The following is a 13,500-nucleotide window of genomic DNA, read 5'->3' on the forward strand; positions in this document are numbered from 1 at the left end:
CGGTGACGGCGGTGGAGGAGATCGTCGCGTCGGTGTTTGCCGAGGTGTTGGGTGTTGATCGTGTGGGTCTCGATGACGATTTCTTCGAGCTCGGCGGCAACTCCCTCAATGCCACTCGCACGATCAAACGAATCGCCGATGCTCTCGACACCGAACTCTCGGTTCGAGTTCTGTTCGAGGCGTCCACGGTGCAGGATCTCGCAGCGCACGCCGAAAGCCGGACCGGGTCGGGTGGGCGAGTCGCGCTGACCGCGGTCGAGCGGCCAGAGCGGATTCCGCTTTCGTTGGCGCAGCAGCGTATGTGGTTCCTCAACCGATTCGACGGGAGCGCTGCTGCATACAACATCCCGATGGCGCTGCGCCTTCAGGGTGATCTCGATGTCTCGGCGCTGAGCGCGGCCATCTCTGATGTGATCGGGCGGCACGAATCACTTCGAACCGTCTACCCGGAAATCGGAGACGGTCCGGTGCAGGTCGTCAAGCCCGTGTCGAGTTGGTCGGACGAAATCGTCGCAGAACCGACCGGCGTGGACGAACTCGAAGGTGAGTTGGTCGCGCTGGCGTCGACGCGCTTCGACGTCACACGCGAGATCCCGATTCGTATCCGGTTGTTCCAGTTGGCTTCCGACGAATACGTACTCGGTGTCGCGATTCATCATATTTCCGCCGACGGTTCCTCGATGGCACCGTTCGCTCGAGATGTCGTGACCGCATACGCCTCGCGGGTTGCCGGGTACACACCGTCCTGGGCTCCTCTCGACGTTCAGTACGCCGACTACAGCCTGTGGCAGCGAGAGGTGCTGGGCCGTGAGGAAGACCCGGGATCTATCGCTTCGCAGCAGATTGCGTACTGGAGCGATGCTCTCGCCGGGCTGCCTGATCAGCTTGCACTTCCAGCTGACCGGCCGCGCCCCGCGACGCAGTCCTTCCGCGGCGGTTACCTGCACTTCGATATCGATGCAGAGTTGCATGCTCGGCTGAGCGGTCTTGCCAGGGCAAACAATTCGACGCTGTTCATGCTCACGCACACTGCGTTCGCGATGCTGTTGGCTCGACTGTCCGGAACCGAGGACATCGCGGTGGGTACGCCCATTGCCGGACGCGGTGAGCGGGCACTCGACGATCTCATCGGCATGTTCGTGAACACCTTGGTGTTCCGTACGCAGATCGACAGCGGTGCGCCGTTCCTCGACCTGCTCGGACGTGTCAGGGAGACCGACCTTCAAGCGTTCGCACATTCGGACGTTCCGTTCGAGCGACTCGTGGAGGTGCTCAACCCTCCGCGTTCGACCGCTCGTCATCCGCTCTATCAGGTCGGCTTCCTGTTCCAGAACATGGAAACCGGAGGGCTTGAGCTTCCGGGACTCACCGTCAAGGGTGTCGATATCGACAATGGGGTCGCGCAGTTCGATCTTCAGTTGATCGTCAGTGATCGTTACGACGCCAACGGATCTGCAGCCGGCATCACGTCGATGTTCAGCTACGCGCATGATCTGTTCGACGAGTCGACCGTGCAGGACTTCGCCGATCGATTCGTGCGATTGCTCGGGGAGATCGCGTCGGATCCGTCGTTGACCGTAGGCGACTTCGCGCTGATGGATTCGTCCGAGAGCGACCGGATCCTGAACCGCTGGAACGACACCGATCACCCCGTCCCGGGAGCCACTCTGGTCGAACTGTTCGACGAGCAGGTCGGTTCGAACCCAGGTGCGCTGGCATTGGTCGCCGGGAACACGTCGCTGACCTACGCCGAGTTCGATGCACGTGTCAACCGTCTCGCACGCCATCTGATTGCAACCGGTGTCGGTCCTGAGTCGTTGGTCGCGTTGGCAATCGAGCGATCGGTCGAACTGTTGGTCGCCATGTACGCGGTGGTGAAGGCAGGTGGTGGATACGTACCGATCGATCCGAACCACCCGGCCGATCGCATCGAGTACGTGTTGACCATGGCAGATCCGGTCTGCGTCCTCACTACCTCGACTACTGCGAAGAATCCGGCGTTCGGTGATTCTGTGATCGAGATGGACACGATCGATCTCGCGTCCTACGCGGACGCGATGATTACCGATGGGGATCGCAGTGCTCCACTGCGAGCGGACAACACCGCCTATGTGATCTTCACGTCGGGATCGACGGGGCGGCCGAAGGGCGTCGCGATCTCGCATCGGGCGGTGGTCAACCAGATTCTCTGGAAGCGCGATCAGTACGGCCTGGACCGATCCGATGCGATGGTGCTCAAGACGGCGGCAACCTTCGACCTCTCGGTCTGGGAGTTCTGGTCGGCACTGACTTCCGGTGCACGACTGGTGATCGCCGAACCTGAAGGTCACAAGGACCCGAGCTACCTGCTCGACCTGATGACGCGGGAGAAGGTCACGACGCTCCACGTGGTGCCGTCGATGCTCGCGATGTTGCAGTCGGCGTCGGAAAATAGTCTTCCGGAATCGCTTCGTCAGGTGCTCGCGATCGGTGAAGCGTTGCCGGCCGCGACGGCCACCGAGTTTGCAGAACTCAGCGACGCGCAGTTGGTGAATCTGTACGGTCCGACCGAGGCCGCGGTCTCGGTGACAGCGCACGTCGTCGGTTCGGACGATACGACGTCGGTGCCGATCGGTGCCCCCGAATGGAACACGCAGGTGTTCGTGCTCGACACGCGTTTGCATCCGGTCCCCGTCGGAGTCACCGGGGAGCTTTACCTCGCCGGTGCCCAGCTTGCTCGCGGCTATCACGGGCGCGCGGATCTGACGTCGGAACGATTTGTGGCCAACGTCTTCGGTGACGCGGGTTCGCGGTTGTACCGCACGGGCGACCTCGTCCGGTGGACGCAGAACGGCGAACTCGACTACGTGGAGCGCGCCGACTTCCAGGTCAAGATCCGTGGCTACCGCATCGAACTCGGTGAGATCGAAGCGCTTCTTCGCAAGCAGGCCAGCGTGGACTCCGCTGTGGTGGTGGCCAAGTCGGATGCGCGTACCGGTGATCGACTTGTCGGCTACGTCGTTCCTCAAAGCGGGGAAAGCATCGATGTCGAAACCTTGAAGCGGACTCTTGTGGCTGAGTTGCCGAGTTACATGGTGCCGGCGGCATTGATGGTCTTGGACGAACTACCGCTCAACATCAACGGCAAGGTCGATCGCAAAGCCCTGCCCGACCCCGAATTCGAGGCGACCGAATTCCGTGCGCCGACCAACCCCGTAGAAGAGATCGTGGCGGGTGTGTTCGCTGACGTACTCGGTGTGGCGAGGGTCGGACTCGACGACGACTTCTTCGAGCTCGGCGGAAACTCTCTCGTCGCGACGCAGGTCGTGTCGAGGCTGGGTGAGGCGTTGGACGCGCAGATTCCGGTCCGTGTGATCTTCGAGGCCTCGACTGTCGGGGCATTGGCGTCGAGGGTTCTCGAACACGCGGGATCGGGTGGCCGCCCACCGTTGGTGGCCCAGGTGCGTCCGCACGAGATCCCGCTGTCGTTGGCGCAGCAACGTATGTGGGTGCTCAATCAGTTCGACAAGACCTCGGGTGCGTACAACATCCCGGTCGCGATCCGGCTGTCCGGCGCTCTCGATGTCGACGCACTTCACTCCGCGGTGTCGGATCTGATCGAGCGTCACGAAGTGCTCCGGACGGTATACCCGGACCAGGGCAACGGACCGGTTCAGATGATCCTGCCTCGCTCCGCAGCGACGGTGGGACTGGAAGTGATCGCAACCGACGAAGCGTCGGTCGCCGAGCAGGTGGCTGACACAGTTCGCGAGGGCTTCGATGTCACGACAGCCGTTCCGTTGCGAATCCGTCTCTTCGAGGTCGACGAATCCGAGCGGGTCCTCGTCGTTGTCATTCACCACATCAGCGGTGACGGCTTCTCGATGGCTCCGTTGATCAGAGACACCATGGTTGCGTACACCGCACGTACCGGCGGGGAGACGCCGGAGTGGGCTCCGCTCGAGGTGCAGTACGCCGACTACACGCTGTGGCAACGTGATGTCCTCGGATCGCCGGAGGACGCGGACAGTCAGCTGGGCCGTCAACTCGCGTACTGGGTGAACGAGCTCAAGGGCACTCCGGAGCTTCTGGAACTGCCGACCGACCGGCCGCGGCCGGCGCGCGCGAGCATGCGCGGTGCGGAATTCGAGTTTGCCGTCGATTCCGAGACCACGGACCGGCTCGCGACGATCGCACGGGAGCAGAACTCGACAGTCTTCATGGTGGTTCACACTGCCCTGGCCGTGCTGCTGGCGAAGATGAGTGGATCGAACGACATCGCAATCGGTACGCCGATCGCGGGTCGAGGTGAGCGGGCTCTCGACGATCTTGTCGGGATGTTCGTCAACACCTTGGTCCTGCGAACGGAGATCGCTCCTGCTTCGACTTTCGTCGACCTTCTGGGGCACGTGAAGGACAAGGACTTGTCGGCATTCGCCAATGCCGACGTACCGTTCGAGCGGTTGGTCGACGAATTGGGGCGAGAGCGCTCTCACGCATACTCGCCGCTCTTCCAGGTCATGCTCACATTCCAGAACATGGCTCTTGGTACGTTCCAACTCCCAGGCCTGGAACTCTCTGCGGTCGACAGCGGTTTCGATCAGGCGATGTTCGATCTGCAGCTCACCGGTATCGAGCAATTCGACGATGCCGGGGTGCTGTCCGGGCTGAGGATGCGTTTCACCTATGCGACCGACCTGTTCGACGAATCGACCATCGCTCTTTTCGCGGCGCGATTCGGGCGGGTGCTCGAAGAACTGGTGACCGATCCCGGGGTCGTGATTCGTACGATCGACATCGTGACCGATCAGGAACGCGAGGAAGCGAGCGCTGCCGAGCCGAAGTCCGCGGCAGATCTGCCCGAACTGGCAGCCGCGGCGGCGGCCGCCGATCCTGAGGCAATTGCGTTCACCCACGGTGATCAGGCGGTCACCTTCGGTGAGTTGTCGACCAAACTCGTTGCTATGCGTACCGCCATGGGCGCTGCTCTGGCTCCCGATGCACTGGTTTCGGTGTCGCTCGCCGGCCTTGTTCCGGGCATCCTGCCGGCACTTGGCGTCGACGGTCTCGCCACACTTGTGAGCTCGGTGATAGCTGACGCACAGTCGGTGTCAGCGGGCCGTGGGGGTACGGCCGGGTAACATTCAGTATTTGCCCAGTGAACGCCTCCGGCCGAGCAGAACGCTGTGCTCGGCCGGGGCGCACTTCACGAAAGTCAGTTGGAGGAAGTGTAGATGTCCGTCGGTATTCCGGGACCGCAGTCGCTGACGATCGAAGATCTGCCGAAGTTGGTAGCTGCAGTTGCGGCGGTAGATCCTGATCGTGTGGCCCTGAGCCACGGTGGAACCGAAATCAGCTACGGACGACTCAATGACGAGTTGGTCACTCTCGACACCGCGATGGGTGGGGCATTGGGGGCGGATGCCCTGGTTCCTGTTGTCGTTTCCACGGTGCTGCCGGAGCTGATCGCCAGCGAGGCCGACGGTCTCGGCGCGGTGGTCGACCGGCTCATCGCCGACGGCACTTCGATCGTCGAGGTCGCGTCCGAGGCCGACGCACACGTGACCCTAGCCGGACTCTTCGACGAGCAGGTCGAGCGGACGCCGGATGCGCTCGCGCTGGATTACGCCGGAACGCAGCTCACTTACGCGCAGTTCGACGCGCGAGCGAACCGCCTGGCCCGTGAACTCGTCGCGGCAGGTGTCGGACCGGACAGCCTCGTCGGTCTCGCGATGCGTCGATCGATCGATCTCCTCGTCTCGATGTACGCGATCGTCAAGGCCGGCGGCGCGTACGTTCCACTCGACCCGGATCATCCTGCCGACCGTCTCGCTTACGTACTCGAGATCGCGAAGCCCACGGCTGTGCTCACACGTACGTCCGATGCCGTGGTGCTGCCGCACGGTACGCCCACGCTCGACGTCGACACCCTCGACTTGTCGGGTCGTGCCGAGACAACTGTCACCGACGCCGACCGGTTGGCGCCGCTGCGCGCGGACAACACTGCGTATGTCATCTTCACGTCCGGATCGACCGGACGCCCCAAAGGCGTTGCAGTCTCTCACCGTGCCATCGTCGCGAACCTGCAATGGCGTCAGACCGAGTACGGATTCACTGCCGACGACGTGATCTTGCAGAAGACGCCCTTCACTTTCGATGTGTCCGTGTGGGAGTTCTTCTGGCCGCTGCAGGTCGGTGCATCGCTGGTGATCGCGGAACCCGACGGACATCGTGATCCGGTGTACGTGGCTCGCACGATGATCGAGCGCGGAGTGACGGCGGTGCACTTCGTGCCGTCGATGCTCGCCGTGTTCGTCGCCGAACCCCTTGTTGCGCAGGTCAAAACCCTTCGCTACGTGTTCGCTTCCGGTGAGGCGTTGCCGGCTCGAACCGCGGCACGTCTGCGCGAGGTCAGCAGTGCTGGACTCCACAATCTGTACGGCCCGACCGAGGCTGCCGTCGACGTGACTTATTACGAAACCGGTGAGCGAGATCAGGTGTCCGTGCCGATCGGCGCGGCCGTGGCAGACACCGAACTCCTGGTGCTCGACGACGCGCTCCGGCCGTCGCCTTCAGGAGTGGCAGGAGAGCTCTATCTTGCCGGGATTCAGCTGGCCAGGGGATACGTGTCGCGTCCCGATCTCACGGCAGACCGTTTCGTGGCTCGGCCGGGCACTACCGACGGATCGCGGATGTATCGAACCGGAGACCTGGTGCGTTGGCGCGGCGTCGGAGCGAACCGCCAGCTCGAATACATCGGTCGCACTGACTTTCAGGTCAAGCTCCGCGGTCTGCGCATCGAACTCGGTGAGATCGAGGCGGCACTGCTCGATTGTGAAGGTGTTTCCCAAGCCGTGGTGATCGTCCATTCGGACGAAACGATCGGTGACAACTTGGTCGCGTACATCGTCGGCGAGGGCATCGATTCAGAGATTCTGACGTCGTCGCTGGGTGAACGGCTACCCGACTACATGGTCCCTGCCATGTTCGTCGAACTGGACGAGTTTCCGCTCAATGCCAGCGGCAAGCTGGATCGAAAAGCCTTGCCCGCACCCGAATTCGTGTCGAAGACGGTCGAGTTCCGCGAGCCTGCGACACCCACCGAAGCCGGCGTGGTCGCGATCTTTGCCGATCTACTCGGGCAGGATCGGGTAGGGGCAGACGACGGCTTCTTCGAACTGGGCGGCAACTCGTTGCTCGCCACTCGCGTGGTTGCGCGGATCAATGCCGAACACGGCATCTCCATCGACATGCGCAACTTCTTCGACGCACCCACCGCCGCAGAACTTGCCGTCTTCATCGACGAAGCGAAAATCTCAGAAGACCGCAAGGCTCACGTTCCCCTGATCCCTCGCGAGCGCCCCGAGTTGGTTCCGCTGTCTTTGGCGCAGCAGCGCATGTGGTTCCTCAACCGATTCGAACCAGAATCGGCAGTCGACCACATTCCGGTCGCGCTGCGTCTCAGCGGAGCGCTCGATGTCGATGCCTTGCAGGGCGCGCTCGAAGATTTGATCGAGCGGCACGAGATCCTTCGAACCGTGTACCCGGAGGTCGACGGCGTCGGATATCAGCGCTTGGTCGACCTTGCAGCCGTGGTACCGAACCTGACTCCCATACGGGTAGACGAGTCGGCGATCGTCGAGCGCGTGACCGACTTCGTTACCCCGGGGTTCGACGTGACCACCGAGGTTCCGATTCGGGCGGCACTCTTCCAACCCACCGCCGACGAATTCGTCCTCGTGTTCGTCGTCCATCACATCAGCGGTGACGGGTTCTCCATGGGACCGTTGACCAAGGACATCGTTTCGTCCTATGTGTCTCGGACACAGGGAATTGCGCATGATCTGGCTCCGCTGCCCGTACAGTTCGCCGACTTTGCACTGTGGCAGCGCGAAGTTCTCGGCAGTGAGGACGACCCGGATTCTCTGATCACTCGCCAGGTCGACTACTGGCGCCACGCGTTGGCCGGTATCCCCGATCAGCTCGATCTTCCGTCGGACCGCCCGCGCCCGCGCGTCGCGTCGAACCGGGGAGCCGGGCACACATTCACGATCGAGCCTGACCTTCACCAGGCTCTCAATCGAATTGCGCTGGACAACAACGCATCCCTGTTCATGGTGTTGCACAGTGCCGTGGCGATTCTGCTGGCGCGGTTGTCCGGGACTTCGGACATTGCGATCGGCACTCCGGTCGCCGGTCGAGGCGATCAAGCTCTCGATGACCTCATCGGGATGTTCGTCAATACGCTCGTGCTCCGCACAGATGTTGACGTCAACATGTCTTTCATCGACTTGATCGCCCGGGTACGAGATATCGATCTCGATGGATTCGGTAACTCGGACGTTCCGTTCGAGCGGTTGGTGGAGGTGCTCAATCCCTCGCGATCGCAGTCGAGGAATCCGCTGTTTCAAGTGATGCTCTCTATGCAGAATCTTGGGCAGAGCACGCAAAGCAGCCTCGAGGTACCGGGATTGACCATCTCTGGGCTTGATGTCGATTCGGCGACAGCCAAATTCGACTTGCAGTTCACGATCTGGGAGTCCGACGCGACTGCTGCGTCAGGGGGCCTGAGCGTGGCACTCGTTTATGCGACGGATTTGTTCGACGAGGCGTCGGTGAAATCTTTTGCCGGTCGGTTGACTGTGATTCTCGAAGCGATCGCTGCGGATGCCGCGGTAGTGGTCGGTGATATCGATTTGCTCGATGCTGCCGAGCGTTCGGATGTTTTGGATTCTTGGATGGTTCCTGGTGTCGAGGTTGAGCCAGGCACGACGTTGGTGTCGATGTTCGATGCGAGGGTTGCGGGTGAGGCTTCGTCGACCGCTGTGGTGTTCGAGGATCGCCGGTTGTCGTTCGGTGAACTGGATGCGGCGGCAAATCGGTTGGCGCGCAAGCTGATCGAGTCGGGTGTTGGTCCGGAGTCGTTGGTGGCGGTTATTTTGCCGCGGTCGGTCGAGTTGGTTGTCACGTTGTTGGCTGTGGTGAAGGCCGGGGGTGGCTATCTGCCGATTGATCCGACGTATCCGGCGGAGCGTATCGCTTTCACGTTGGGGGACGCGCGTCCTGTGTGCGTCGTCGCTGCGGGTGATGTCGTCGATGTCGAGGTGCCAGTTCTTGATGTGATGGCGTTGGACTTGGCGAATTACGACGGTTCGCCGGTGTCGGACGGTGATCGCCGTTCTGCGTTGCGTGCCGATGATATTGCCTACGTGATCTATACGTCCGGTTCGACTGGGAAGCCGAAGGGTGTGGCGGTCAGTCATCGGAATGTGGTGGAGTTGTTTGCGAATGCTCAGCCGCGGTTCGGTTTCGATGGTTCGGACGTGTGGACGTTGTTCCACAGTTACGCGTTCGATTTCTCGGTGTGGGAGTTGTGGGGCCCGCTGTTGTACGGCGGCACTGTTGTGGTGGTGGATTACCTGACTTCTCGCTCGCCGGAGCAGTTCCGTGAGTTGGTTGTGCGGGAGCGGGTGACGGTGCTCAATCAGACTCCTTCGGCGTTCTATCAGTTCGCCGAGGCGGATCGGATGGCTGGTGATTCGGCCGGTTCGTTGTCGTTGCGTCATGTGATCTTCGGCGGTGAGGCGCTGGATTTGTCTCAATTGGTGCGTTGGTATGACCGTCATGACGATAGTTCTCCGCGATTGGTGAACATGTACGGGATTACCGAGACCACTGTGCATGTGTCGTTCTCGGCACTCGACTCGGTGATGGTTCGGAAGGCGACCGGTTCGGTGATCGGCCGTGGCCTTGGCGGGTTGTCGGTGTTCGTACTCGACGATCGGCTTCGCCCTGTGCCGGTAGGTGTTCGAGGAGAAATGTATGTCGCTGGTGGACAGCTTTCGCGTGGGTATGTGGGCCAGCCCGGGCTGACTGCTGGTCGTTTTGTTGCGAACCCGTTCGGACGCAGCGGTTCCGGTGATCAGATGTACCGGACAGGTGATATTGCGCGGTGGAATGCCGACGGGGTGCTCGAGTATGCGGGCCGAAGTGATTCGCAGATTCAGTTGCGTGGGTTCCGGATTGAACTCGGCGAGGTCGAGGCTGCGTTGTTGCGTGTGCCTGGGGTGGCTGGCGCTGTGGCGGTTGTGCGCTCGGATGTTGCGCTCGGTGATCGTCTTGTGGGGTATGTGATCCCCGAGGCTGGCATGGATCTTGCTGCTTCCGTTGTGTCGACGAGGGTGAGCGAGTTCTTGACCGGGTACATGGTTCCGGATGCTGTGGTGGTGCTCGAGGAGCTTCCGCTGACGGTGAACGGTAAGTTGGATCGGAAGGCGTTGCCGGAGCCAGTATTCGAGGTGCGGGAGTATCGAACACCCGCGACTGATACGGAGTTGGCGGTAGCGGCCGTCTTTGCCGACGTTCTGGGGGTCGAGCGTGTCGGGTTGGATGATGATTTCTTTGCTTTGGGTGGCAATTCGCTCGTAGCCACACGATTGGTCGCCAGGCTCGGGCGAGCGCTCGAGACGACGATCCCCGTGAGGGTCCTGTTCGAAAATTCGAATGTAGAGTCGCTGGCGGCGGCGATCTCGTCACACGTCAGTTCCGGGAACATTCCGGCACTAGTTGCAGGACCTCGCCCCACGACGATTCCGTTGTCACTTGCTCAGCAGCGCATGTGGTTCCTGAGCCGCTTCGACCCCGAATCGGCCGTCAACAATATTCCGATTGCGCTGCGTTTGAGTGGCCAGTTGAACCTGTCGGCACTGCAGTTGGCCGTATCGGATGTGGTGGATCGGCACGAATCGCTACGGACGATCTACCCCGAGGCGAGTGGGCAAGGTCAGCAGGTGATTCTGCCTGCCTCAGAGGTATCTTTTGATCTCACCCCAGTCACTCTGGGCGGAACTCGGGTCGAAGAGGCACTGCTGACGCTCGCTCTGGCAGGGTTCGATGTGACAACGTCGGTACCGTTCCGTGTGCAGTTGTTCGAGGTGGGGGCGGACGCATTTGTTCTCGCCTTCGTTGTGCATCACATCGCAGCGGACGGGTTCTCGATGCGTCCGCTGACTCGGGATGTCATGGTTGCCTACGCCGCTCGGGTTTCGAACGGCGTTCCGAATTGGACTCCGCTCGAGGTGCAGTACGCCGATTATGCACTCTGGCAGCGGGAGGTCCTCGGCGACGAGGACGACCCGAATTCTTTGATCTCGGCTCAGCTGGACCACTGGCGCTCCGTCCTCCGTGATTCTCCGGAAGTGCTTGCGTTACCAACTGACCGATCCCGCCCGGTCGTCGCCTCGAATGGTGGCGCTACGTATCGCTTCTCCGTCAGCGAAGAGATTCGGTCGAGCTTGGACTCACTCGCACGCGAGCGGAACGCGTCGCTGTTCATGGTGATGCATTCGGCCCTCGCCGTGCTTCTCGCAAGGTTGTCCGGTACCAGTGACATCGTGATCGGTACTCCGGTTGCAGGGCGAGGCGAAAAGGCGCTCGACGATGTGATCGGTATGTTCGTGAATACGCTGGTCCTGCGGACTCCTGTTGACCTCGCCAGTCCGTTCAGTGCGCTCGTCTCGGCAACGCGGAGGACGGACCTTCAGGCGCTCGGCAACGGCGATGTTCCGTTCGAACGATTGGTCGAGGTACTGGACCCCACCCGATCGCAGGCACATCACCCGCTGTTCCAGGTCGCGTTGTTCTTCCAGAACATGTCCCAGGATGCGTTGGAGCTTTCGGGGTTGGAGGTGTCGGGCCTCGAGTTCGATGCCGGTATCGCGAAATTCGATCTTCAACTTACTCTCGCTCCCCGTGTCGAAGATGCGCTCGAAGACGGCATGTTCGCCGAGTTCGCATACGCCACAGATCTGTTCGACGAGTCGACGATTCGTGGATTCGCCGATCGGTTCATCAGGATCCTCGAGCAGGTGGTCGTGGATCCGTCGATCACTGTGGGTGACATCGATCTGTTGGAGGAGACCGAGCGCGAGTCGCTGTTGACTGCGCGCAACTCCACCGCACGTGACGTCGGGTACAGTGAGACATTGGCTTCGCTGTTCGACACTCGCGTTGCGTTGGCACCCGATGCTGTTGCCGTGGTGTTCGACGGCCAGTCGCTGACCTATGGCGAGGTGTCCGATCGTGTGAACAAATTGGCACGCAAGCTGATAGACGATGGTGTCGGGCCCGAGTCGTTGGTGGCCTTGGCGATGCGTCGGTCGCTCGATCTCGTAGTGGGTATGTACGCGGTGATCGCCGCGGGCGGAGCCTACGTGCCATTGGATCCCGATCACCCCGCCGAGCGGATCGGGCACATCCTCACGACGGCCGATCCAGTCTGTGTGCTGTCGACGACGAGGGATGCTTTCGTAGCGCCGAACGGCGCCGACGTGCTGTTGATCGATGCTGCTGACCTCTCGAGCTATTCGCCTTCCGTCGTTTCCGATGCTGATCGTCGTGGTCGACTGCGTGATGTGAATGCCGCCTACGTGATCTTCACCTCGGGTTCCACGGGCAAGCCCAAGGGCGTTGCGGTCTCGCATCACGCCATCGTGAACCAGGTCCTGTGGATGCAGGATCAGTACGCCATCGGCACAGAAGACGTCTATCTGCAAAAGACTGCAACGACATTCGACGTCTCGTTGTGGGGATACTTCACCGCGCTTCTGTCCGGTACGAGAGTGGTGCTGGCATCTCACGACGGACATCGAGATCCCGCGTATCTGGCTGGTCTGATCGAAGATCATCGGGTGACGCTGACGGACTTCGTTCCGTCGATGTTGACCGTATTCGCGGCTTCGGTTCCAGAGCACGCGTTGGTGTCGCTGAGGGACGTCTTCGTGATCGGTGAGGCGTTGCCGGTGGAGACGGTACGTGCATTCGCTCAGGTTTCGTCTGCAAGCCTGCACAATGTGTACGGCCCAACCGAGGCTGCGGTCTCGATCACCTACTACGAGGTCGATGGATCGGAATCAACAGGGATTCCGATCGGGGTGCCCGGGTGGAACTCGCAGGTCTACGTGTTGGACAGTCGGTTGCAGCCGGTGCCGGTAGGCGTTGCGGGTGAGCTGTATCTGGCCGGTGATCAACTGGCGCGCGGTTACGTCGCGCGACCCGATCTCACCAGTGATCGTTTTGTCGCGAACCCATTTGTGGAGGCGAGCGACACGAACGGTGAAATCAATCCCGGTGGCAGTCGGATGTATCGCACCGGGGACCTGGTGTGGTGGAACACCGCAGGCGAACTCGAGTATGTCGGGCGTACCGATTTTCAGGTCAAATTCCGTGGTCAGAGGATCGAACTGGGTGAGATCGAGTCAGCTCTGCTGGCGCATTCGACGGTAGCTCAGTGTGTGGTCACTGTGGCATCCACCGATATGGGCGATCAGCTGGTCGCATATGTGATCGCGGTCCCGGATTCTGTGATCGACGTAGAAGTCTTGAGGAATGCGCTTCCTGAATCGCTACCTGTCTACATGATTCCGAACGCGATCATGGTCTTGGACGAGTTGCCTCTGAACTCGTCTGGGAAGTTGGATCGGAAGTTGTTGCCGGAGCCGGTGTTCGAGGTTGCGGTGTTCC

At 61.2% G+C, this 13,500-nt stretch carries 2 protein-coding genes; both read left to right on the plus strand.

Translation table 11 applies throughout. The annotated features are described in order from the left end of the window. Positions 1 to 5,120: non-ribosomal peptide synthetase (locus QMA15_RS32020; RefSeq protein WP_290289035.1), on the plus strand; the 5,120-nt coding region annotated here is incomplete at its 5' end. Between the two features lie 93 nt (positions 5,121 to 5,213). Beyond that, the coding region (locus QMA15_RS32025; protein ID WP_290289037.1) for a non-ribosomal peptide synthetase at positions 5,214 to 13,500 on the plus strand (8,287 nt) is incomplete at its 3' end.

This window comes from Rhodococcus sp. APC 3903, assembly GCF_030407755.1.
In the GTDB taxonomy this organism is placed as follows: domain Bacteria; phylum Actinomycetota; class Actinomycetes; order Mycobacteriales; family Mycobacteriaceae; genus Rhodococcus_F; species Rhodococcus_F erythropolis.